The following is a 22,767-nucleotide window of genomic DNA, read 5'->3' as shown; positions in this document are numbered from 1 at the left end:
GGGGGAGGTGGGCAAGCAGGCCCGAAACGTCGTGAAGCCGTGGCCTGCGCGCGAAGATGCAGCACGATTCCGCAAAGAGTCCGGACAGTCCGGAGAACGGCCCCGAAGGCGGTCCCGGGAACGATCCCGAAGGCCGTCCCGAAGGCCGTTCCGTACGCCTCTTCACGGACGGCTTCCTCGATCCGGACGCACTCGAGGACGAGCGCACGGCCGCCGTCCTGTTGTCCGCCGCGGAGCGCGCCACCGAGCACTTACGCCCCGGCGACATCCTGTACGCGGCGCTCGACGCCCGCGACCCCGCGGTGCTCCCCGCGTTCGAGGGCGCGCTCGCCGAGGGCGCTGCCCCGCATCACCTCCTGGAGACAGTCGCCGTCTACGCGCCGCCGGGGAACGGCTACGCCTTCGACGGAGCGCGCGACCACGTGAGCCCCGAACTGGCCGCGGCCTTCGAGGAGTTCGAGTCCCGATGCGCGCGGGACGCGGTGGGCGCGGAGGTCCGTCTGGAGCTGCTGCTGGCCTGTCTGCTCGACGCCCCCTCCGCGGACGAGCGGGACTTCCTGACCCCGCTCCTCGATCTGTCCCTGGCCGCCGAGGCGCTGCGCAGGCAGGTCGGGGTCCACGCCGACGAGCCGCCCGAGCTGTACGACGACGCGTCGGGCCGGCTGCGCTCCGAGGAGTTCACGAACGACGCCTGGGCCGTCCTGGAGCTGGCCGCCCAGCGGGCCGCCGAGCTCGGCTACGACCGGCTGCTTCCGCCGCACTGTCTGATGGCTCTCCTGTCGGAGACCGAAGGACCCGCCGAGCGCCTCTTCCGGCTCCAACTGCCGCTCCAGGTCGGCCTGGTGAAGGCCGTGGAGATCATCACCCAGGCGTTCCGGATCACCGAGCGGGGGAGCCGGACCGCCCCGCGCCTCGACCGCGACGGGATCGGCGAGTCCCTGCGGGACCTGCTGCACGCGGCGCGCACGACGGCCGCCCGCTGGGACGCGGAGCAGATCGACACCCCGCACCTGCTCGCGGCCCTCCTGGACAGCCCGCCGCAGCGCCTCGCCTCCGTCCTGGCCGCCGAGCCGCTGCGCCTCGACATCAAGCGGCTGCGCGAGAGCGTGCGCGACGTACTCGGTGAGACCCGCTCGACGGCGCCCCGCGAGGTGCCTTTCCGGCTGCCCGCGTTCCTGCCGCCCTCCGAAGACCTCACCTGGCTCGCGAGGACGGGGGCCATCGGTCCGGCCGCCCACCTGGACGGCTACTTCGAGCCACTGTGCCGGGCCCTGCACCGTACGGAGAACAACCACGTACTGATCACCGGCCTGCCCGGCATCGGCACCACCACCCTGCTGCGCGAGCTCGCCCGGCGGGCCGCCACGGGCGAGATCCCGTTCCTGCGCCGCAAGCGGTTCCTGCGCGTCGACTGCAAGGACGTAGCCGCGGAAAGCAGCGGCGAGCAGCTGACGGCCCTGATCGGCCAGGTCGCGGGCCGCACCGATCTGGTCGTCTGCGTCGACGGCCTGGGCCCTCTGCTGCGCGGCCGGCACGGCGCCGACCACCTGCTGGAGCTGCGCCGCGCCCTCAAGGAGCGCAGCATCCATCTCATCGGGGTGCTTGCCGAGCACGACTACGAGGACCTGGTCGCCGCCGACCACGTCCTCCAGGAGCTGACCTGCCGTATCGACATGGCCGAGCCGGAGCGGGAGGCGGCGCGGGCCATGGTGCGTCTCGCGGCGGACGCGCTGGAGACGGAGTTCACCGGCATCCGGATCGAGCGCCACGCGGTGGCGAGGGCCGTGGTCCTCGCAGGTGACTTCGTCCGGCACCAGCGGCTGCCGCTGTCCGCCGTCAAGGTGCTGCGCCGCGCCTGCGAGGACCTCGACTACGCGCGCAGACAGCACGGCGACGAGCGCAGCGCCGTGACGCTCGACGAAGTGGCCGACGTGGTGTCCGAGCTGTCCGGGATGCCGCGCGAGCAGATCGCCGGTACGGGCGGCGAGCGGGTCGACTACGCGATGGCGCTCGGCGCGGAGGTGGTCGGGCAGGACCAGGCGGTCCGGGTGGTCGCGGACGAGCTGCGGCGCATCAAGGCGGGCCTGGCCGCGGTCAGTTCGGGGCCGGCGTCGGTGCTGCTCTTCGCGGGCCTGACCGGCGTCGGCAAGACGGAGCTGGCCAAGCGGGTCGCCGGTCTCTACTCGGCGTCCAAGCGGCTCCAGACCTATCCGATGGAGAACTTCACGGAGCCGCACAGCGTGTCCGGCATCCTCGGCTCACCGCCGGGCTACGTGGGGCACGAGCGCGGCGGGCGGCTCATCAACGAGCTCAACAGCGACCCGTACTGCGTGTTCCTCCTCGACGAGGCGGAGAAGGCGCACCCCGAGGTGCTGCGGCCCTTCCTCAACCTCTTCGACGAGGGCTGGATCACCGACCAGCGGGGCGTCAAGGCGCACGGCGACCGCGCCATCTTCATCCTCACCACGAACGCCGGGCACGAGATCATCGCGCGCCTCGGCGAAGGCAGTTCGGACGAGGAGATCTCCGCCGCCGTACGCGCCAAGCTCGCGTCCGAGCGCAGCCGGGACGGCACGCCCGTCTTCACCCCCGAGTTCCTGGCCCGCGTCCGCCGCGTCATCGTCTTCCGCCCGCTCGGCGGCGACGCGATGACCGCCATCGGCCGCAAGGTGCTGGACCGGCAGGCGGCCTTCTGGCGCGAGAAGCGGGAGAAGGAGCTGACCGTCCCCGAGGAGCTGGTGCAGTACGCGGGCGCGCTCGGCCACCGCCTCAACTCCGAGGCGGGCGGGCGCGAGGGCGGCCGCATCATGGCCAAGGTGCTCTCCGACCTGGTCGAGAACCCCGTTCTCGCGGCGGCCGAGGAGCGGGCGGAGGAGTTCCAGGCCTGCGACCGGATCGTCGTCGACTTCGTGCCTCCACCGCCGCCGGGCGTGCGTGACGCCCTGTTCTCCGGCCGGGACGGGTCGGGAAGCGGTTCCCGTACACGGGTGCGCTTCCTGTCGCCGGAACCGGTGGGCGGGGTGGAACTGTCCTCTGTGGAAGGCGGGTTGACCAAGTCCGGCAGGAGCGGAGAGGGGGACGCACACGATGAACCAGGCCGCACCGGATGAGTCCGACCTGCGCGGACTCGACGGCCGGGTGGTCGACGGCCGCTACGCACTGAGCGGCTGGATCGGAGGCGGCGGTTTCGGGGCGGTCTTCCGCGCCGACCAGTACATCCTCGGCCATCCGGTGCGCAGTGTGGCTCTCAAGCTCTCCCGGCGCTCGGGCCTGACCGAGGAGAACGCCGCGGAGCTGTTCCAGGACGTCCTGCTGCTCGCCGAGGCGATGGACACCATGGCGGACGCCGAGGCCCGCCGCCATCTCGTGCACGTGTACGACGGCGGCCTCGCCAAGGGTCTCGGTGGCCGCGCCTTCCTCGCCATGGAGTACGTCCCCGGGGCCACCCTCGCCGGCCAGTTCGCCGAGATGGGGCGCGTCCCGGCACCGCTGCTCGTCAAGTGGGCGCGGCAGATCTGCGTGGCCCTGCGCGGACTGCACCGCCTGGACCCGCCGCTGCTGCACCGCGACCTCAAGCCCGACAACGTCCTCCTGGGCAGCGACAACTGGGTCCGGCTCATCGACTTCGGCCTGGCCGCCCGGATGCTGGAGCTCGGCCACGTCCCGGGCACGGTCGGCACCCTCCAGTACATGGCGCCGGAGACCGCGGCCGGCTCCAGCGTCCCCGAGTCCGACCTGTACTCGCTGGGGCTCCTGATGTACGAGGGCCTGACCGGCCGCCACGCGTACGCGCATCTGACACCGCCGCCCGCGCTGCCCGAGTCGGCGCACGGCGACTGGCTCCAGGAACAGAAGCGCAACGCGCCGCCCGTACGCCCCTCGGTCCACAACAACCTCGTCCCACCCGCCCTGGACGCCCTCGTGATGCGCCTGCTCGAACTACGGCCCGCGCAGCGGTTCCGCAGCGCGGAGGAGGTGATCACCGCCCTGGACGTGGTCCTGGAGAGGCCGGTCGTGCGGCAGCCGGGCGAGGCCGAGCTGGCGGAAGGGCGGCGGCTGAGGACGTCGGGGCAGGGCCCGGCCGCCGCGGCCGTGCTCCGCAGGGGCCTCGAACGCAACCACGTCCCCGACCCGTTACGCCTGGGCCTGCTCACCGAACTGGGGCAGGTCCACGAGTCCGCGGGCGATCACCTGGCGGCCGCCCACTCCTGGGCCGACGCCTGTGAACTCGTCCGAGGGCGCGCCCTGATGCCGTCCGGCGCGGACCGAGCCAGGCTCGCCCGCCGCGCGGAGGAGGCGTTCCGCAAGGCCGGCAACCGTTTCCAGGCGGAGCGGTTCGGGCGCCTCGCCCGCGCCGAGCGGGACCGGGGGTGACGGGTGGAGCCCCAGCGGTCCCTGAGGAAAGGTCTGTCCCGGCGCGGCCGGCTGGAGAATGCCTGGGCGAGCGCGCTCGACGACGCCGATCCGCGCGCCGGCCTCGTGGGCCTGCGCGCGGTCCTCGCGGGCATCGAGGAGTACCAGGACCGCACCGCTGACCTGTGGCCCTCCTTCCAGCAGTCCTTCCTCGGTCCCCGCTTCCTGCCCCTCGTCGAGGCAGCCGACCTGGACCGGCTCGCCCAGGTCGGCGAGCGGATGGCGGCCGAGGGGCGCATCGGACTCCACCAGAGCTGGGTGCCGCTCGCCGACGCCGCCGTGGCCCGGTCCGACGCAGGTGACCGGGACTTCGCGGTGTCCCTGTACACGCGGCTCTACCGCAGCGCCTTCGTCCACGAGGAGTCCCGCTCCATCGCCGCCACCGCCCTGGCCAGGCTCGGCGCCGACCAGGACGACCAACTGGCCATCTACGTGGACATCTTCAGGCGGTACGCGACCGTGCCGCCCGAAGCGCACCAGATGGTGGGGCGCCTCCTCGGAGCCGGATTCGCCGACGAGACCAGCCGCGTGGAGCGGGCCTTCGCGTTCGCCACGCAACTGTCCGTGGCGGGCCTGCGCCTCGCCGGCCTCGACCGGACGCTCGGGCTCGGCGCCCTGCTGCTGCACCGCGAAACGGCCGACGCGGCCGCCCACTTCACCCGCGCCTGCACCGCCGACCCCACCGACGGCGAGGCCCTGCGCGGTCTCATCGCCACCCGCCTGCACAGCGGCGCGTACGCCGAGGCCCTCACCGCCGTACGCGGACGGGAAGCGGCCCTCACACCGCGCGGCGCCGAACTGACCGACCTGTGCCGGATGCTGGAGTGGCTCGAACTGGACCCAGGCCGTGACGGACCCCCGGGCCCCGCCACCCCGGCCCCGCTGACGGCCGTGCGGCTCGCCACGATCGGCGACGGTGGCGACAGCCGTCCCTGGGGCCGCTACGCCCAGGGCCGCGCCCAGCTCCTCGAAGGCAACGCCGACCTGGCCGCCAAGAACCTCGTCGTGGTCGCCGACGAGTTCCCGGACCGGCCCGACCTCGGCTATCACGCGGCCTGGGCCCAGCTGCTGTGCGGCGAACACGAGGCGGCGGGACGCCGCTGCCGCGCGCTGCTCACCGACGGCGACGCGCGCGCGTGGCCGCTCGGCTGCCTCCTGGCGGACGTCGATCCCGGCCACCGCGCCACCGACGAGGAACGTACGGTCATGAAGGGCGCGGCACACGCCTTCACCGCGGTCGTCACGGCCCGGCTGAGGCTCGCCGAGGGGCGGGACCCCGGTGTCGACCTGGCGTGGGACCCGCTCGGCGCCGAGGGTGCCACCGTCCCGGAACTCCTGGAGGCCCTGCGCACCCTCCTCGGCGTCGAGGTCGCCGGCGGCCGCCGGAGCGCGGTCGGCCACCTCACCGCCCTCTCCCTCTTCGGCCGCCTGCCCCTGCCCGAACAGCTGTTGTGGCGCGCCCTGTCGGCCCTCCCGGAAGACCGCGACCGGGCCCACTCCCTGCTCGAACAGGCCCGCGGCCAGGGCCACGACCGCGCCACCTTGGTCCTCGCCGTGACCGAACTGAACGCCGGACACCCCGACCGGGCGGCGGACCTGCTCGACGGCGTACGCGGCCCCAAGGCCGAACTCGTCCGCGCCCGAACCGAACTGGCCCTCGGCCGCACGGCCGACGCCGGGCAGCGCCTCGACCGCCTGCCGACGCCCCGGGCCCGCTACGAGAGCGGCGTACTGGCGCTGCGCGAGGCCACGGCGCTGTGGGCCGGCGGGGAGGCCGACCGGGCGGTGCAGCGCGCCGGGTGGGCGGCAGCGCGGCTCATCGACGCGCAGGTCACCGGGCCCGGTGCCCTCCCGCCCGTCCCCGCCGACGCCGGACGTCTCGCCCGCGCGGCCCGCCTCCTCGCCGAACGCGCGGCACGCCCCGCCGACGGTACGGGCGCCGCGCCGTGGCGCATCGTCCGCCATCACCCCAGTACGGCCTGGCTGCTCGGGCTCGGACAGCTGCTGGTGGAGCCGCGCGGGGCGGAGCCCGTACTGGTGGAGGCGCTGGTGGGGTGGGCGGGGGAGGCCGATGGGCCGACCGCCGCTGAGGTGGGCGACGCCCGTGCCGTGGAGGTGCTCGCCATGGCTCTGGGGCGGGCCTGCCTGCTGGCCGAAGACCGCGCTGTGCAGGGCGAGTTGGCCGAGGCGCTCGGTGTCCTCGCGCAGGCCTGGCCGCTGCCGGTGGTGGCGCGCGAGGCCCGTCGTGCCGCCTCGCTGGCCGGGCCGCACGACGAGACAGCCGAGGAGACGGCCGAGGACGCGGATACAGATGCGGATGCGGATGCCGCGGCCGAGGTCAGGGACGACCCGCTGCTGGCCCTGCCCCTCGCGGCGGCCGCGCTCAAGGCCGGCGACACAGCGGATGCGGTACGGCTTCTACGGGCTGTGGGCGCCGTACAGGACGGCGGCGCCGAGGGCCCGGAGGGCGACGTACAGGATGAGGGCGCGGAGGGCGCAGGCGGCGCCGAAGAGGACCGTCGCGCCGCCGCGCAAGTAGTCGCCTTTCTCGCCCAGGCCCTCGAAGGCAAGCCGCCCGCCGAGCTGCCGTCCGTCGGCGGCAACCCCGGCCTGCCCGCCCCGCTCCTCGTCGTCCAGGCGGCCGGTCACCTCCCGGCCCAGCGCGCGAAGGCCGCCGAGGCGCTCACCCTGGCCCTGCGCGATCACGACCTGACCGGCCTGGTCGACGTGGCCGCGACCCTGCCCGCGCTCTGCGCCAGGGTGGCCCGCGCCAGGCGGCGGGACGGCCGCGCCCAGGCCCTGGCAGAGGTCGTACGCCGCCTGGCGGACCGCCTCACCGAAGACCCACCGGAAGCGGACGGTCTCGTACCTCTCGACGCCGTCACCCTCGCCCGGTGCGCCGCCGCCGTCGGGGACCACGAAGTCGCCGACAGGCTGTGGCGGGACGTCCTGAACGCCGATGCCGACGCGGACACGGCCGCCGCCGAGTACGGGAAGTACCTGTGCCACCGGGCGGTCGCCGCCAACGCGGACGGCGACCCCGCACGGGCCCTGGAACTCCTGGGCCGGGCCGCCGGTCATCTCCCCGGGGAGCACCCGGCCCACCGGCACCGCGCCGACCTGGAGCGCAACGACCGCTCCGACGCCCTCCTGAGCCACCTCTTCCCGGACGCGGCCCAGACCTGGGAACGCCCCGGCAGGTTCCCGGCCGTGGAAGCCGCGATGGCCGAGCACCCGGTGTGGCAGGCACTCGCGGCGGACCGAGCGGGCGCCATAGAGAGGGAGTTGACGCGGTTCTTCGCGCGCAGGGCCGCCCGTAACGACATCCCCGTACTGCACTCGATGGCCGTGGTCTACCGCGAAGAGGCATTGGCGCAGCTGACCCGCACGGGAGCCGCCGGCGAGGATCTGGTCACCGCGACCGTCCTGTGGGTCCTGCTGCTGTGCCACCCGGGTTTCTGGGAGGCGTTCGCCGACCGCTCGGGGTCCGACGACGCGGGAATCCCCGGCGCCGACGCGGCGACCGGTCCCGACGCCGAGTATCTGCGCACCTCCCTGACCGAGGAGCTCCTGACCCTGCACCGCAGCCACGGCGCCCGGGCCCTCGCCGAGCACCGCGAGGACCAGGCCCGCCTCCATCTGAACTGCCTGACCGCCCTGCGCCAGGGCACCCATGTCACCCGCACCCTGCTGGCGGAGGGGCCCCTGGCCGGAGTGCTGCCGGGCGTCGACGAGGACCTCTTCGCCGCCGTCTCGGACCGCGCGGGCGCCCTGCTCGACGACTGGTCCACCGACTTGGTGCGCGCGGCCGAGAAACGCATCGACGACCCCGAGCGGGTCCGCGCCCTGCCGGACGGCATCGACAAGGACTACGAAGAGGGCATCAGCAGCCTGGCGGCCGCCGTCGACCACGGCTTCGCACCCAGCAATGTCCTGTGCACCGTCGTCGCCTGGCACAACGAGTGGCAGAACTGCCTCTACCAGATGGGCGACCGGGACCACATGCGCACCGTCGTGACCAAGGCCGTGCGGTACGCGGAACTGCTCGCCCAGGGCGCCGTCAAGGGACGCCCGCACCTGCGCGAGAACCAGCTGCTCGCCGCCCACTACGTGGACCGCGGCCTCCTCGACCGGGACACCGGCAAGGCCATCGCGTACTTCGAACTGGCCAAGGAGTGGAACCCGGCCAACACCAACGCTCCGCAACTCCTGGAGCAGTACCGCCAGGACGCCCTGTTCAGCACCGCCCTCGAACACATCAAGGCGCGCCGCTACCCGAAGGCCCTCGCCGAACTCGACCGCGTCCCGAGGACCGACGCGACCAAGAAGACCCTCGACCGGCTCCGCACCAGCACCCTGATCAACCACGGCTACGTCCTGCTGGAGGCCGAGCGGCTCGACGAAGCGGAGCGCTCGGTGCGCGACGCGGAGCGCATCGCGGCCGCCGGCGACGACCCCAAGATGCGCGAAGAGGCCGCCAAGGCGCTGCGCGCGGTGGCCACCGGGATGAACAACCGCGCGGTGGCCATGAGCAACTCCGCTCTCAGCAACCTCGAACGCTCCGTCCGCATCGGCCCGAACGCCGTGGAGGGTGAACTGCAGGCGGCCATCAGCCTGTTGCGGCGGGCGGAGCGGATCGCCCCGGAAGCCGCCACCCGGGACAACATCACCCGTATCGAAGACCTCCTGCGAAGGCTGCGCCCATGACGACACTGCCGTCGGCGAACCGTCGGCCCAACCCCTTCCACGTACTCGGACTCCCCGTCGACGCCACCGAGGCGCACATCGTGGAACGCGCCGAGGAAGGCATCCAGACCGCGTCCACCGCCCAGGACCGCGACCTCTACGACTGGGCGATGCGTGAGCTGATCCGCAACCCGCGGGCCCGGCTGCGGTACGAGGTGACCGAGCCACCGGGCACCGACTACCGCGACCGCCGGTGGGACGCGTTCGCCCGCACCCACCGCACCTACCCGGCGGACCTCGGGGGCCAGAACCTGCGGCCCGAGGACTTCGACCTGCCGGAGGCGCTGCGCCGCACCGTCCGCGCCCTCGCGACGGCGCCCGTCGCGGGGGCGGACGACGCCCTGCGTACGGCCCCTGCGGCGGCCCGTGCCCAGGACGAGGAACCGGAACTGGAGGTGCGCGATGTCCTCTTCGGATGAGTCCGACGCCGTGCGGCCCGGCTGGGAGAACTTCGCCGAGCGCCCCGTCCCCGAGGTCCACGGCGCGACCACCGCACCGGAGGCCGAGCTGGCCGGCGTACTGCAGCGCCGCCACGAGGAGCTGGCCGCTGCCCGCGGCGCCTCCGCCTCGGCCGCGACGCGCGTGCACGCCACGCTCTTCGAACTGGCCATGCTCATCGGCACGTTGGAGCAGCAGGTCAACAGGGCGGGGGAGTCGCGCGAGGCTGTGGACGAAAAGCTCCGGCACCGTGAGCTGAAGAACGTGAAGGACCGGATGCTCGACGTGCTGCGCGGCGCCGGCGTGGAGGTGCGTGACCCGAAGGGCCTGACCGCCGACGAGGTCCTGGACTGGGCGGACCCGGTGCACTGGCTGCAGAGCCCGGAGTTCGACGCCGAGGTCGTGGCCGAGACGAACGAGTACGCGGTGTTCCACGACGGCGCCGTGGTGCGCTTCGCCCAGGTCGTCATGGGCGCCCCTGCCCCTGCCCCTGCCCCTGCCCCTGCCCTTGCTCCCGCCCCCGCCCCCGAGCCCAAACCCGAGCCCGAGGCACCCCCCGAGCCGGATTCCCAGGTGAAGCCCGAGCCCGACACGGAGATGCCGCCGCCGGGACAGACACCTGCACCCACGGACACCTGAACGAGCAGGCCAAGAAGGAGCGGTCACCCCACATGAGCCAGCAGATCGTCAGCAAGGCCGTAGGCATCGACCTCGGCACGACCAACAGCGCCGTAGCCGTGATGAACCCCTCCGACAGCGACATAGTGATCCACCGCGATCCGGTCTCGAAGTCGTACACGACGCCCAGCTGCGTCTGGCGCAGCCCGGCCGGCGGTGAACTGGTCGTGGGCCGTAAGGCGTTCGCCCGCAAGGGCAGCACCCCGGAGCCGGTCACGTCGGTGAAACGCCTGATGGGCAGCCGTACGACCGTCGACCTGGCCGGCGAGGAGTACACCCCGGCGCAGGTCTCGGCCGCGATCCTGGCCGAGATGAAGCGCCGGATCGAGACGGACGTGGCGGCGTTCGACAGCCCGGACGTGCGCTGGATCGTCGACCGGGCCGTGGTGACCGTGCCGGCCTACTTCGACCAGCCGCAGATCGACGCCACCCGCAAGGCCGCCGAGCAGGCCGGGCTCGAAGTCCTCGGCCTGCTCCACGAGCCGACCGCCGCCGCCAGCCACTACTGCTGGCGCACCACCACCCGTAACGGCACCTTCCTCGTGTACGACCTCGGCGGCGGCACCTTCGACGTCAGCGTTCTGCGCTGCACGGAGGGCACCTTCGAGGTCCTCGGCATCAGCGGCAACAACCGCCTGGGCGGCGACGACATCGACGAGGCCTTCGCCCGGCACCTCCAGAAGATGCTCCAGGCGGACGGCTACGCCCTCGACCTCGACCCCGAGAACGACCCCGAGGACCGGCTCCGCTTCAGCCAGCTGAAGATCCTCGCGGAGGGCGCGAAGAAGGCGCTCACGGACCAGCCCGACTACATGCTCCGCGACACCGGGCGCCTCACCGACCAGGAGAAGCGGCCGGTGGTCATCGACGCGCTCCTGGAGCGGCCCGAACTGGACGACATCGCCCGCCCGTTGATCGAGCGGACCTTCGCCTACTGCGACGAGGCCCTGCGGCGCGCCGAGGAGCGGGCCGGCATCACGCTCGCCGACGTCGACCACATCATCCTGGCGGGCGGCTCGACCCATATGCCGCTGGTCAGGGAGATGGTGACGCAGGAACTCTGCGCGAACCCCGCGCCCGGCTCCGCCCGCCAGGCCCGCGCGGCCTGCGAGGCGCCGGTCGTCGAGCACGCCGACACGGCCGTCGCGCTGGGCGCCGCGGTGCGCGCGGCGGCCGTCGGCGGCCTCGCCGTCTACGACGAGGCCCGCACCGTACGCGTCTCCTTCCACGGCTTCGCCGCCACGGGCTCCGAGGCCACCCACGTCGGCGGTACCGTCCAGGCGCTCGCCGAAGGCCTCGACCTCTCCGGCGGCCGTGTCCACCTCACCACCACCGGCTTCGAGGACGAGGCGGACCTCACCGAGGAGGGCGCCTTCGCCTTCACCCAGGTCCCGGTGCAGCCGGACGCGGAGAGCCTGCTCACCTTCGAGGTGTACGACGCCGAGGGCGACGTGGTCGCCACGGCCGGCCGCGCGCTCGCCCACAGCGCGCGGCCCGGCGGCGGCGGCGGGGGAGCGGCCATCACGGCCAAGTCGGTCCTCCTGGAGGTGGACCTGGGCGACGGGCGCACCGGCCGCCGCGAACTGATCCCGGCCATGCAGCAGCTGCCCTTCGAGGCCGACTTCGACTTCGGGCACCCCGGCCGGGAGCAGGTCGAGCTGCGGCTGTTCCAGCAGGCCGTACCGATCCAGGTGATCAAGGTCGTGGTCCCCTCGTCGACGCCGCGGGGGACGGCGATCCGGATGAACGTGGCCATGCAGGAGGACGCGTCCATCACCGTCCGCGGCTCGATCGGCGAGGACACCACCTTCGACGCCCTGCTCGAAGTGCCGGTGGACCCGCCGATGCCCGACGCGTCCGTGGTCGAGGAGCTCTACCACCGCTTCGAGGAGAACGTCGGCTATCTCGCGACGGGCCCGCAGACCGTGGTCCGCGCCAAGTGGACCAAGGCCCGCCGCGCCTTCGAGGAGGCCCGCGACCGGGGCGACGTAGCGGCGGCGGTGCACGAGTTCCGCGAGCTGGAGGAGATCGTGGCCGTCCTGGGCGAGGCCGACCAGGAACTCCAGCCGCCCAAGCGGGAGTTCGACGCCCTGGTCGACGACTGCCTGCGGCTGCACGCCCATCTCTCCGAGTCGGGTCCGGCGGGCGACAAGCCGTTCGACGGCCCTGAGGTGATCCGCGCGATCGAGGCCCAGCGCGCCGAGGGCGAACGCGCCCACGCCGCCGGTGACCAGCGCAGGTACGGCGAGGCGATCGCCCAGCTGCAGGGCCACTTCACCTATCTGAGGGGGCTGCTGCGCTCCTCCCCGGGCGGGGAGCTCTCCCCGCAGGAGCGCGCCGAGGGCCTGCTGCGCTTCGGGTTCCAGCGGGCGGAGGAACTGAGCCGGGTCGCCGTGGCCACCGGCAGGACCTCGGAGGAACGCGACCTGACCGAGGTCAGGAGCAGGCTGGAGCAGCTCGTGCCCCTCCTCGCCACGAACCCGGAGCAGGTGGGCCAGGAGGCGGGCAAGCTGGTCGCACGGCTGCGCCAGCTCGGCCAGATCCTGCTCACCGAACGGGCCGAGGCGGTCGGTATCCCGGTCGACAACCCCGGGAACCGGTCCGCAGGGGGGAACTGGTGACGTCGGACCCGGGCCGGCTGGCCTGCCCCCTGCCGCGCTGCCGGGCCGTCAACAGCGCGACGGCGGAGACCTGCCGGTCCTGCGCCACCCCACTGCGCGCGTGGGCGCGCCTGAGGGCCCACCCGGCGAAGCTCTTCAACGCGGGTCTCGAGGCGGCCAGATCCGGCCGCACGTCCACCGCGCGCGACCACTTCGCCGCCGTCGTCCACTGGTGCCCCGGCGACGCCGAGGCCCGCAGCGCCCTCGCGCTGGCCTGCCTCCTCCTGGACGACCCGGAGGAGGCCCGCGACCACTGGCACCAGGTACTCACCCGCCGCCCGAACGACGCGACGGCGCTGAAGGGCCTGGCCCACCTGGACTCCCGGGCTACGGAGAGTCCGGAGTCCGCGGGGACTTCGACGCCCTCGCAGAATCCGAAGCCTCCGAAGCCTCCGAAGCCTCCGAAGCCTCCGGAGAAGGAGCCTGCAACGACTGAATGACCAGCTCCGGCGCCACCCCCAGGCGCCGCAGCATCGTCCGTGCCGTGGAGTCCTCGTCGGTGAGCATCGCTATCAGCAGCGTCTGCTCGTCGACGGGCTCCTGCGCGTCCCGGCAGGCCTCCTGCACCTTGGACAACGTCCGCGAGGAGAACTCCCTCGGCTTGGGATTCCCGAGCCCGGCCAGCTTCCGGAACGCGGCCGCGCCGTCCTCGCCCTGCGCGGCGAGCGCCCCGCGCAGCGCCTCGCTCCCGACGACCCCGAACGCGCGCAGCATCATGTACGTGCTGATCTTCTTGCGCTGCACCGAGGCGAGCAGCCGCGCGCACTGAACGGCGGCGGCCGCACGCGGGTCGAGCGACCCGATGTCCACGCGCTCGTCGTCGCCCTGCGCCGGCGCGTCCGAGTGCGGCAGCAGCAGCCGCTCGGGTGCGACCCCGATGAGCTGCAACAGCTCGGCGCAGCTCCCGCCGCCCGTCGCGAGGAACGCCAGCGAGATGTCGTCGACGCCGATGTCCCGCCCGGCCTCCTGGGCCCGCGCCTCGGCCCCGTCGAGAACCCGGGTCACGGTGCCCGACAGCCCGATCCGCGGCCGGTGCCCGTTCACCGCGGTGAGCGACGCGCTGCTCGACCCGGCCTGGGTACCGCTCCCGCGCGGCGTCTGCCCCTGGATCTCACGCAGCACCTTGGCCAGCAGATCCATGCGCTGGGCCCCGATCCGCGCGGCGGCCCGTTCCCGTACTTCCTCGTCCTCGAGCAGGGCCATCAGCAGATCGACGGAGGTGACCAGGCCGCGTACGGCGGCGAACTCCCGTGTCTTGCGCAGGAGTTCGGAGGCCTCGGGGGTGAACTCGGGCCGCTCGGGCGCGGCGGGCGGCCGTGGGGCGGGCTCGGCCGCGGTGGAGATCCGCACCTCGGGATCGCCGTAGAGCACGAACGACGCCCAGGCCCAGTCCGCCCGCTGCTCCAGATCGGCCCGCGCCTGCCGCATCGCGGCCCCGGCCGTGATCTGCTCCTGGAGCTGGCCGTAGAAGGCCTCGGCGAAGCGCAGCGCGCTCGCGTCCCCGACCGGCGTCCGAGTACCGACGACGGTCTTGGCCCCCATGACCATGAAGGACATGCAGGCGCTCATGGTGAGCGAGGCCTCGGCGAGCGCGCGCGAGGCCGGTTCGAGCGCGGGGTCGGCGGACGCGCAGCCGTTGATGAAGACGACGGGCGGCGCCCCGAGCCCGGCCAGGGGCTGGAGGGCGTCCATGTCGATCAGCTTCCGGTTGTGCACCATGAGCCCGGCGGCCCCGGAGACCCCGGACACATGCCCCGAGTAGTGGAAGAGGTCGTACGGCTCCTCGTCCTCGGCCAGCTCCTGGATCACCCGGACCAGGGTCGCGTCCCGCCCGATGAGAACGGTGCACGCGACGCCGTGCCCCTCCAGCCAGGCGCTGATCCGTTCGGTCTCCTCGCGGGCCGACGGCAGATCCCCCAGGGTGTCCCCGACGATCAGCGCCCGCCGCACCTGTGTGCACTCGCGCCCGCCCACCACCGGTCTGCTGACGACGGACCGCCGGCCGAGCTCGTGCACGAGGCCGAGGAAGCTCTCCCCGTCGTGCAGCAGTTCCCACGGCACCAGGGACTCGTTCGTGCTGACCAGGAGCGATCCTGTCGACTCCTTCAGCTGGCGCACCATCTCGCCCGAACCGGCGCGCGGAAAGAGTGAGTTGAAGAGGAGTCTCCCCTTCTGTCGGAGCACTCTGCCCAGCGTCGGATCGTCGTCACGGGCGTCCTTGAGCGCCTCGTCGATGTCCTTGCACAGATCCTTGACCAGGTCCTGGCTGACATCGACGGCGTGTTCCTGCTCCAGCGGCCCCACCACGGACGCGCCACCGGATTTCAGCCCGTACGCGTACTGCGTGCGCCCCGGGCCGTGCGCCGAGGTGCGTACGTCGAGGGTGGTCATCGCCCGTCCTGCCGGTGCAGGTCCAGAAAGCGCGCGATGGCATCGCTCTGCGCGCGGTCCGACGGATACGTGATCTCGAGACGCTGGTCACCGATGGTGATGACGACGGACGGGACCACGTCGTCCGCGCCGGCCGGGGCGGGCTGCCGCGCCGCCGCCTCCCGGCGCCCGGCGAGCCAGCCGCGTACGGCCTCGACGATCGACACCACGTCCACCGCACCGCCCACGAGCAGCGTGCAGACCTGGACCAGCTCGGCGACCCGCTGGTCGGAGGAGGGTGCGGTGAGTCGTACCTGGTCGACACTGGCGGCCCCCGCGGCCGTCAGCGCCTCGTGGAGGGTGGCCAGTTCGGGCCCCGGATCCGGCCCGTGCAACGCCAGTTCGAGGGTGGAACCTGCGCCGACCGTGGGTTCTGCCGCCACAACAACCTCCAGTGCCCTGTGGGCAGCGGGAATCTAGTCCCACCAGCCTCGCACCGGGAGCGGCGGCAGACCATCACGTCAGGGCAATTGCCCCTGCTTCAGCGACAGTTGTGCTCACCCGCTGTCCCTACCGGTAGTTCACGAACTGCAGCGCGAAGTCGAAGTCCTGGCCCTTCAGCAGCGCCTGCACGGCCTGGAGGTCGTCGCGGCTCTTCGAGCTGACCCGCAGCTCCTCGCCCTGGACCTGCGCCTTGACGCCCTTGGGGCCCTCGTCGCGGATGATCTTGGCGACCTTCTTGGCGTTGTCCTGCGAGATGCCCTCCTCGATGGAGGCGAAGATCTTGTACTCCTTGCCGGAGAGCTGCGGCTCTCCCGCGTCCAGCGCCTTCAGCGAGATCCCGCGCTTGACCAGCTTGGTCTGGAAGACGTCGAGGATCGCGTTGACGCGGTCCTCGGAGTTCGCCTCCATCAGGATCTTCTCGCCGGACCACGAGATCGAGGCGCCGACGTTCTTGAAGTCGTAGCGCTGCGAGATCTCCTTGGCGGCCTGGTTGAGGGCGTTGTCGACCTCCTGCCGCTCGACCTTCGAGACGATGTCGAAACTGGAGTCGGCCATGTCCTGTGGCTCCTTGTATCGGGTTGTGAAACGGCTTGCGTCTGAATGCGTCATCCACGGCCCTCGGTCCCCGGGCCGCATCCGCAAAGCCTAGCCACCACCCCGCCCTCGGGTCCCGATCAATCGGGTGGCGAAGCACCCCCGTCCATCAGGTATCGTTTACGTCGTTGCCACGGAGCACCGCCCCACAGCGGAGATCCCAAGCAGCAAACCCATGGCGGTGTGCCCGAGCGGCCAAAGGGAGCAGACTGTAAATCTGCCGGCTCAGCCTTCCCAGGTTCGAATCCTGGCGCCGCCACACGACCGAGAGGGTCCGTGACCAGCGAATACGCTGGGAACGGGCCCTCTCGTCGTTTCCCCGGGCGGTAGATCCGCTTTAGGCGTATTGCCCCACTGTGTCTCACCCTGATTCGCGTGCTGACCAGCGTGTGTGGGGCAGCCGTGGGGCGCCCCACGGGCCACTAGCCCTTCAACGCGGCCTCGATCCGAGCATTGGCTGTGGCCGCCGCACCGTCTAGGCACTTCGCGTAGACGCGGAACAGGACAGCCACGCTGTGTCCCGCTCTCTGCGCGACCGCCTGTGGCTCGACTCCGGAACTCAGCCATGTCGAGACGGCGGCATGACGAAGGTCGTATGGCCGCTTGGCCAGCGTAGATGCGTACTGCGCTGGAGTGAGCGCCCGTCGGCGAGCTTCGGCCCACACCTCGCCGTAGCCGGTGTCTTGGATGATGCCGCCTTGCAGGGTGCGGAACAGACGGCCGTCGGGTGACACCCCGTACGCCGTTACGTGCCACCTGAGCAGCGCAACCAGGTCCGGGGGGATGGGGACCACTCGGACCGCCTTGCGCGGCCGGTGCTTCAGTCCCCGCCTGTCGTGAGACTCGCCCGTGTCGGTCCACGCGGACCCAGAGCGGGGGCGCGTCTCGCGCAGCCGCAGCGTGCCCCATCCACGCCGTGGGAGGTCGCAGTCTGCCAAGCGGAGCCCGATCACCTCCGCCGGCCGTGCCGCCGCGAAGTACATACATCCGAAGAAGGCGACCATGCGGCGCCCTCGGGGGCCCTGTGCGTGCACGGAACTGAGCAGTGTCGCCGTTTGGCGCGGTCCCGGCACACAGGCGGGATCCACCTCGTCCGCGACCTGCTCGGGTGCCTTCCACTGGACCTGGGGTAGCGGATTGGCGGGGAGGCGATCGGCGTCGACCGCGTAGCCAAGGGCGTTGTGGAAGATGGCCCGCTTCCGGCGGATGGTGCTCGCAGCGGCCGTCGTACCGTCCAGCTTCTTGGTGAGCGCATCGAGTGCTGTCCGGACGCGCATCCGGTCGGACAGTGCCGATGTGGGGAGTGACTTCCGCTCGAACCAGTTGAGCACCTTGGCCACGTCGGCTGGGGGTTCCTCGTCGCGGCGGTTCATGTTGAACGCCCAGCCGTACAAGGCTGCGCGCACTGTCCTGGCATCGGCCATGCCTTGGTGTCCTTCACGAGCACACGGGTAACAGTGGCCATCGCTTCTGCGAGCGTGCGGCGGGTCGAGCGGGCCCATGTCGGCGAGTTGATGACATCGGGGTCGGTGGTGGCGGCGGCCCAGCCGTGGCACGGGTTCGGGCAGGTGCAGGGGCCTGGGGTTTTCATGTTCGGCCGGCCACCGCACGCATTCTGTGCGCAAGCTGCGCAGTTGCCGAACGGCACCTTCCCGGCTCGTAACGGCAGCATGGGCACGCTGGAGGCTGCCAGGGACAGAGCGGTATGCGATTGCTCTCGCCGGATGTCGGGGGGTTGCGTCATGCTGGGAGACCTCCAACAGGTCTGTAGCGGGCTGGTTGGCAGGGGCGGCCCGGGTCTTTGGCGAGATGGGGCCGCCCCCTTTTCGATGCTTCGGGGGAGTCGCTGGACATGACCGGAAGACAACCGCGCACAGGTGGGACAGACCACGGCTGGAAAAGCCGCCCGTGGCTGCGCTATTTGGCGGGGATCTGTATCGGGGCCCTGTGGTACGGGCTGGTCGCGGTGGTGTCCCACCTGCTGGGCACGCCTTGGCACTTTGCTTTGGGCTCGGCCATCGCTGGGGCAGTGATCGTGCCCCCGTACATCCTGTGGTCCAACAGGCGAGGCCAAGGCAGGCGCGAGGCCGGTGCGGGGCCCGCGGTCTCGGCGAAGGTGCCGCCGCCTCCGACACCGCCACCGCCGTTGGTTCCGTAGCTCATCTGTGGAAGTGGTTGCGCTTGATTACGGCTTTGCGGATGTTGACCGTGGTGCCGCCGCGCGAACTGCCGAGGACCTGCGCGGCGATGAATCCGCCGAAGATGACGGCGGCCAGGATGATGAGTTGCTGGATCAGTGCGGCGAGGGCGGCGATGAATGTGGTGAGCAGGACCAGTCCGCCGCAGACGGCGCCGAACCCAATCCCTCCGAGGGCGATGTTCACGGCCGTGCGGGAGACGAGCGGCTTGGCCGCGACCGGTTCGGGCTTGGCGGGCTCGATGGCGTAGCCGGTGACGACCCGGCCGACCGCTCATGCCCGTGCAGCCGGCGAACGTGCCTTCCGTGGCGAGCATCGTCCTGCCCGATTTTCTGTGCACGCCGAAACGCCCCCCCGCATGACGGTCTGAAGCGTCCGTGCCCCATGTCGACGGACTCCATGACTCCGCTCCGGCGCTTCCGCGGTCGAGAAATCAAGGCCCTAGTCGTTTCCAGCTATCGAGAGAAGTTTCCCGTCGAACTATCGACCCCCTGGGTCCGCACGGAAGGTTGTGCGCGAGGGGATAAGTGCAGGATTGAACTTCCTTGAGTCGGCACCACGAGTGTCCCAAGTGCCCATGAATAAATAGAGATATTGGCGTCGCGCGAAGCCCGCATGTCGATAACCGGAAGCTCACGTTCTCCTCAGGATCTTCATGAGGATCTTGTTCTCTTGGTGCGTTCCACTGCAAGATCAGGGCCTGCGATCGGGGGGTTGCCGCACACAGCCTCCCGTCACGCACGACTAAAGGGGGATCGGCATGCGCATTTCACGAGCAGCGTCACTGCTGGTTGGACCGACTCTGGTGATAGCGGTGCTGGGCACGACCAACCCGGCCTTCGCGGAGGACCCGACTCCTGCCCCGACCGAGGCAGTGGAGACGGCGCCTCCCGCGGCCCCCGAGGAGGGCGACCTCGTTGAAGGGGGTGTCGGTGAGGTCGAGACGCCGCCGACGGAGGCCCCTCCGAAGGACCCGCAGGTTCCTCCGAGGGAGGCGTGCGAGCCGCACTATCTGTGGGAGTCCACGGCGAAGCACAAGAAGTACCACAAGGGCGTGGGCCCCACTCAGTCCAACTACAACGGCACCTCGCGTACGGCCAAGTCGGAGTTCACCTCCGAAGTGACGGGTGAGGTAGGCATCGCCGTCAGCGGCACGCTGAAGGCGAAGGCCGGCGTCGCGGTAGCCGAGATTGAACAGGAGTACAGCGTCCAGCTCTCCGTGAAACTCACCGGGAAGATGGGCAACAAGATCACGGTTGACACTCCCTCCAAGTACACCACCAATGCCAAGTACGGGGTCTATCGGCTGAAGACCGATGGCTACAGCCAGTGGGTCTATGCCAACTGCACCAAGGGCGTTAAGCGCCCGGCGACGCTGTACACGCCCACCCGAATCGGTTGGTACATCTGGGAGACCCATTAATGTCCCGGCGACTCCTCGCGAGGCTGGCTCTTCTGCCTGCGGTCATGCTGCCGCTTGTAGTTGCCTGCTCGCCCGACCACCCAGATTCCGGTAAAGCCTCCAAACCGGCTGCCCCCAGCAAGTCCGAACCCGCCACGCCCACACGGGAGTCGGTGAAGATCCCGCCCGAGTTGGACGGGACCGAGACTGTCGCCGGCCGGCAAAGCGGGACTCGTGGAGGGCGGACCATCGAGTACCGAAGGGGCCAGAAGGGGAAAGACCTCATCGTTGCCGTGCGATGCCAAGGCAAGGGGGAGATCAAGGTCTCCCTGAATCCGGTGAAGGTCGGCTTCCCGCTGAAGTGCGTCGATGGTGAAGTCACCACCACCTACAACCAGGTTGGCGTCACCGGAGTGGAGAAGAAGGGAACGGTCTCGGTCCAAGCACCGTCAACGGTGCGCTGGTCAATGACGATTGGCCGCGGCGAGGCGCCGGAAGGCGCGGGGTAGGGCAGCCTGCAGCCTGCCCCACCGGAGCAAGTGACGAGATTCTGACGCGATCACCGTCCGGCCCCCTCTCAGGGGTCGGACGGTGAGCAGCGTGCTCGGGTGTCGGTGAGCGTGGCGTGCCGTGTGGCACTCATAGCCTGAAGACCCGCCGCCAGGCGGGCCTGGAGGAAGCCGCTCTGCCTTCAGTCGGCGTGCTCGTGACGACGTACAGCACGTTGCGTCACCTCCGGCGTCGCCCCTCAGGCGTCGGAGGGCGGGGTGCCGCTGCCCCTGATGCCGAGAACACCCCCTGCCCCGGATCCGAGGTCACCGTGACGTCGCCATCGGTTGACCCACTAGGAGGCGCATGCCCGGGAGATGCTCATCTTCTAAGCGCGCATACCTAGTGGGGCCAGCGTGGGGCGATGCGCTAGTCCCTCAGGAAAGAGGCAGTTCAGACCTACTCGCCTGTGGGGACTGTAAATCTGCTGGCTTTCCTCGCCGGTAGCCTGGATCCCCCCAGGCGTCCCCCAAGCGACGCACGCGCACAGGGAACGCCTGGTCAGCAGGTAGAGAGACGGCCCGCAGTAAGTCTGCCGGCGCATGGGTTCGGAGGCAGTCACTTCGTGCATTACTGCCTGCCTCCGTGCCGCTGGCCGTTGGTCCGAACCACCCACCTTGCTGAGAAACTGGGTAGGCCGATGCAATGTCAAGATTCTCTCTGTGAGTCTCGATATTGCTTCAGGAGTTCCTTGGCGTAGATGGTCCATGGATGGTTCGGTCCGAGTACCCTGGTCCGGCCTTCTGCAACTTCTTCTAGATGCTCGATTGCTTCAGTGTTTTGACCGAGCACATGCAGAATCGCGCCCAGTGTTGACCTCGCATTAAATGCGAGGGGGTAATCAGGGCCAAAGCGCCGCGCAAACTTTGCAAAGGCGGAGCGAATGTACGGTAAGGCTTCCTCCGGTCGCCCCGCGCACTTAAGTGAAAAGGCACAGTTGAGTTCCGTGATGAGCGTAATGGTGTGATCGTCTCCGAGTTCGCGACGGCATTCCATCACCAAGTCCGACCCTGCGTCTACGTCTATCGACTTCGGGGATACTTCTAGGACGCCCGACCGTGCGAGAAGTGTGAGGGGGTGCACGGGGCCGAGTGCTCGAACGTATCCATCGGCTGCTCGCCGAAAGAGTGAGGTGGCATCCGGTCTTTGGCCAAGGTTGACGAGTGGACTGGCTAGCCTTCTGCAAGCCGCTAGAGTGTCCGGTGCTTCTGGGCCTAGCGCTCGTTCGCAGTCCTCCAGGATTTGCCGTAACAGGGCTTCTGATTCCTCAAACCGCCCAAGTCGACAAAGGTCCCGGCCTATACGTTGGCGCAGTCTGATAAGCCAAATGTTGTCTTCGCCCAGACGGGGTTTTAGCAGCTCCACGGCGTCGCTGCTAAAGCTGAGTGCCGAGGTATAGTCGCCAGCTCTATGAACCGCAGTAACAAGCCGAAGAGCGCACTCTGCTGCGGCTTCAACTGTCGATTGGCTGATCGCCCAACTTGCTGTTCTCCGCAATAGCGCGATCACATGTGGTGCAAGCAGGTTCACCCGAGGGTCCTGCGCCCCTCGGTCAGGAACCTCTGGCAATAGAGCGAGACATAGGCGGGCCGCAGCGGCGGAGAGCTGCTCGTGCTCGTCAGCGGGTGTGGCTCGGGCCACGCTGTCGAGGAGTACGCCGTGGGTGCTCAGGCAGCGCGTCTCCCCAGGCGCCAGCTCGGTGAGGGAGTGATCAATGAGCCCGCGCAGGGCCGATTCGACGTGAGACGCCGGAAGTGCCGGGCCGAGTTCCGCCCCGAGCAGGACTGACAGCGGCAATGGGTCATTGGACCAGCAGGCGAGTAGGCGCAGAAGATGACCTGCTTCGGGTCGGCCCTGTGCGGCGAGGGCATCTAGGGAGAGCTGCCAGGTGCGGCTGGGCAGGTGTCGAGAATCGTCGCCGATAGCTGTGGCGCCTTGTTCGATGAGCTCGATGGGGTCGAGACCTGCGCTGCCGTCGAGTCGGCGGCCGTAGTCGGCCAGACTCCATGGGTCGATCACCTGGTGGGCGAGGAATCCGCCGGCGAGGGTGAGCGCCAGAGGCAGTCGTCCGAGGCGGTCAGCGACCTCCGCGGCGTCTTCGATCGATCCGGCATGCGGAGCGAGGTCGCGGAGTACAAGGGCGGCCTCCTCACGTGGGAGCACACCGAATTGGAGTAGCTCCGCCCCGGGCCACCAGTGAGCCGCTGCTTGCCGG

15 protein-coding genes, 1 tRNA gene and 2 pseudogenes are annotated in these 22,767 nt (G+C 70.7%); 11 read left to right on the top strand and 7 right to left on the bottom strand.

Annotation, left to right across the window (positions count from 1 at the left end):
• Positions 1-56: 56 nt before the first annotated feature.
• Genes ACWFR4_RS39290 through ACWFR4_RS39260 form a run of 7 tightly spaced genes read left to right on the top strand, consistent with a single transcriptional unit; the run spans position 57 to position 13,375 of the window.
• Positions 57-3,110 (top strand): AAA family ATPase, encoded by a 3,054-nt coding sequence (locus ACWFR4_RS39290; RefSeq protein WP_453656454.1) that lies wholly within the window; start codon positions 57-59, stop codon positions 3,108-3,110.
• Positions 3,088-4,374 carry a serine/threonine-protein kinase gene (locus ACWFR4_RS39285; RefSeq protein WP_453656453.1) on the top strand — a complete coding sequence of 429 codons (1,287 nt, stop codon included), beginning with the start codon at positions 3,088-3,090 and terminating at the stop codon, positions 4,372-4,374. Before ACWFR4_RS39290 ends, ACWFR4_RS39285 begins: the two co-directional genes overlap by 23 nt.
• 3 nt (positions 4,375-4,377) lie before the next feature.
• The gene (locus ACWFR4_RS39280; RefSeq protein ID WP_453656452.1) at positions 4,378-9,120 is read left to right on the top strand and encodes a hypothetical protein; all 4,743 of its coding nucleotides are present in this window, start codon (positions 4,378-4,380) and stop codon (positions 9,118-9,120) included.
• A complete protein-coding gene (locus ACWFR4_RS39275; RefSeq protein WP_399971064.1) occupies positions 9,117-9,578 on the top strand; it encodes a hypothetical protein in 462 nt (153 codons plus the stop codon). The genes ACWFR4_RS39280 and ACWFR4_RS39275 overlap by 4 nt, the downstream gene beginning before the upstream one ends.
• On the top strand, positions 9,562-10,236 hold the full coding sequence (locus ACWFR4_RS39270) for a hypothetical protein (RefSeq protein WP_453656451.1): 675 nt from the start codon (positions 9,562-9,564) through the stop codon (positions 10,234-10,236). Before ACWFR4_RS39275 ends, ACWFR4_RS39270 begins: the two co-directional genes overlap by 17 nt.
• Positions 10,237-10,268: 32 nt before the next feature.
• On the top strand, positions 10,269-12,896 hold the full coding sequence (locus tag ACWFR4_RS39265) for an Hsp70 family protein (RefSeq protein WP_453656450.1): 2,628 nt from the start codon (positions 10,269-10,271) through the stop codon (positions 12,894-12,896).
• The gene (locus ACWFR4_RS39260) at positions 12,893-13,375 is read left to right on the top strand and encodes a tetratricopeptide repeat protein (RefSeq protein ID WP_453656449.1); all 483 of its coding nucleotides are present in this window, start codon (positions 12,893-12,895) and stop codon (positions 13,373-13,375) included. Before ACWFR4_RS39265 ends, ACWFR4_RS39260 begins: the two co-directional genes overlap by 4 nt.
• Here the strand turns inward: ACWFR4_RS39260 and ACWFR4_RS39255 are convergent.
• The 3 genes from ACWFR4_RS39255 to ACWFR4_RS39245 all read right to left on the bottom strand — a co-directional run bounded on the left by ACWFR4_RS39255 (position 13,263) and on the right by ACWFR4_RS39245 (position 16,364).
• Positions 13,263-15,326, bottom strand: coding sequence for a CHAT domain-containing protein (locus ACWFR4_RS39255; RefSeq protein ID WP_453656448.1), 2,064 nt, complete (start codon positions 15,324-15,326; stop codon positions 13,263-13,265). The two genes, ACWFR4_RS39260 and ACWFR4_RS39255, sit on opposite strands and share 113 nt — an antisense overlap.
• A complete protein-coding gene (locus ACWFR4_RS39250; RefSeq protein ID WP_375993894.1) occupies positions 15,323-15,748 on the bottom strand; it encodes a hypothetical protein in 426 nt (141 codons plus the stop codon). Before ACWFR4_RS39250 ends, ACWFR4_RS39255 begins: the two co-directional genes overlap by 4 nt.
• Before the next feature lie 127 nt (positions 15,749-15,875).
• Complete coding sequence (locus ACWFR4_RS39245; protein ID WP_116511131.1) at positions 15,876-16,364, bottom strand: YajQ family cyclic di-GMP-binding protein; 489 nt, start codon at positions 16,362-16,364, stop codon at positions 15,876-15,878.
• A gap of 216 nt (positions 16,365-16,580) precedes the next feature.
• Between ACWFR4_RS39245 and ACWFR4_RS39240 the strand changes: the two genes are divergently transcribed.
• Positions 16,581-16,662, top strand: a tRNA-Tyr gene (locus ACWFR4_RS39240).
• Positions 16,663-16,825: 163 nt separating this feature from the next.
• Here the strand turns inward: ACWFR4_RS39240 and ACWFR4_RS39235 are convergent.
• From ACWFR4_RS39235 to ACWFR4_RS39225, 3 genes and pseudogenes are all read right to left on the bottom strand, one after another.
• Positions 16,826-17,827, bottom strand: a complete 1,002-nt coding sequence (locus ACWFR4_RS39235; RefSeq protein WP_453656447.1) for a tyrosine-type recombinase/integrase — start codon at positions 17,825-17,827, stop codon at positions 16,826-16,828.
• Between the two features lie 41 nt (positions 17,828-17,868).
• Positions 17,869-18,147: pseudogene (locus ACWFR4_RS39230) on the bottom strand (DNA primase); the annotation flags it as partial.
• A gap of 415 nt (positions 18,148-18,562) precedes the next feature.
• Positions 18,563-18,868, bottom strand: a pseudogene (locus tag ACWFR4_RS39225) (hypothetical protein); the annotation flags it as partial.
• A 493-nt stretch (positions 18,869-19,361) separates the two neighbouring features.
• Between ACWFR4_RS39225 and ACWFR4_RS39220 the strand changes: the two are divergent.
• Both ACWFR4_RS39220 and ACWFR4_RS39215 read left to right on the top strand, forming a co-directional pair.
• A complete protein-coding gene (locus ACWFR4_RS39220; protein WP_453656446.1) occupies positions 19,362-20,024 on the top strand; it encodes a hypothetical protein in 663 nt (220 codons plus the stop codon).
• A 44-nt stretch (positions 20,025-20,068) separates the two neighbouring features.
• Complete coding sequence (locus ACWFR4_RS39215; RefSeq protein ID WP_453656445.1) at positions 20,069-20,512, top strand: hypothetical protein; 444 nt, start codon at positions 20,069-20,071, stop codon at positions 20,510-20,512.
• Positions 20,513-21,200: 688 nt separating this feature from the next.
• On the opposite strand, the gene ACWFR4_RS39210 is transcribed toward ACWFR4_RS39215, so the two are convergent.
• Positions 21,201-22,061 carry a tetratricopeptide repeat protein gene (locus tag ACWFR4_RS39210; protein ID WP_453656462.1) on the bottom strand — a complete coding sequence of 287 codons (861 nt, stop codon included), beginning with the start codon at positions 22,059-22,061 and terminating at the stop codon, positions 21,201-21,203.
• Between the two features lie 426 nt (positions 22,062-22,487).
• On the opposite strand from ACWFR4_RS39210, the gene ACWFR4_RS39205 reads away from it, so the two are divergent.
• Complete coding sequence (locus ACWFR4_RS39205) at positions 22,488-22,730, top strand: hypothetical protein (protein WP_453656463.1); 243 nt, start codon at positions 22,488-22,490, stop codon at positions 22,728-22,730.
• Positions 22,731-22,767 lie beyond the last annotated feature (37 nt).

The organism is Streptomyces sp. NPDC055140 (assembly GCF_053607285.1).
Note: the sequence above shows the minus strand (reverse complement) of the source record. Positions and strands in the feature narration are given on the sequence as shown.

Excerpts from the sequence above, each read along its gene's own strand:
- ACWFR4_RS39290 (WP_453656454.1), top strand. The coding sequence starts at position 57 with ATGCAGCACGATTCCGCAAAGAGTCCGGACAGTCCGGAGAACGGCCCC.
- ACWFR4_RS39285 (WP_453656453.1), top strand. The coding sequence starts at position 3,088 with ATGAACCAGGCCGCACCGGATGAGTCCGACCTGCGCGGACTCGACGGC.
- ACWFR4_RS39275 (WP_399971064.1), top strand. The coding sequence starts at position 9,117 with ATGACGACACTGCCGTCGGCGAACCGTCGGCCCAACCCCTTCCACGTA.
- ACWFR4_RS39270 (WP_453656451.1), top strand. The coding sequence starts at position 9,562 with ATGTCCTCTTCGGATGAGTCCGACGCCGTGCGGCCCGGCTGGGAGAAC.
- ACWFR4_RS39265 (WP_453656450.1), top strand. The coding sequence starts at position 10,269 with ATGAGCCAGCAGATCGTCAGCAAGGCCGTAGGCATCGACCTCGGCACG.
- ACWFR4_RS39255 (WP_453656448.1), bottom strand. The coding sequence starts at position 15,326 with ATGACCACCCTCGACGTACGCACCTCGGCGCACGGCCCGGGGCGCACG.
- ACWFR4_RS39245 (WP_116511131.1), bottom strand. The coding sequence starts at position 16,364 with ATGGCCGACTCCAGTTTCGACATCGTCTCGAAGGTCGAGCGGCAGGAG.
- ACWFR4_RS39235 (WP_453656447.1), bottom strand. The coding sequence starts at position 17,827 with ATGGCCGATGCCAGGACAGTGCGCGCAGCCTTGTACGGCTGGGCGTTC.
- ACWFR4_RS39220 (WP_453656446.1), top strand. The coding sequence starts at position 19,362 with ATGCGCATTTCACGAGCAGCGTCACTGCTGGTTGGACCGACTCTGGTG.
- ACWFR4_RS39215 (WP_453656445.1), top strand. The coding sequence starts at position 20,069 with ATGCTGCCGCTTGTAGTTGCCTGCTCGCCCGACCACCCAGATTCCGGT.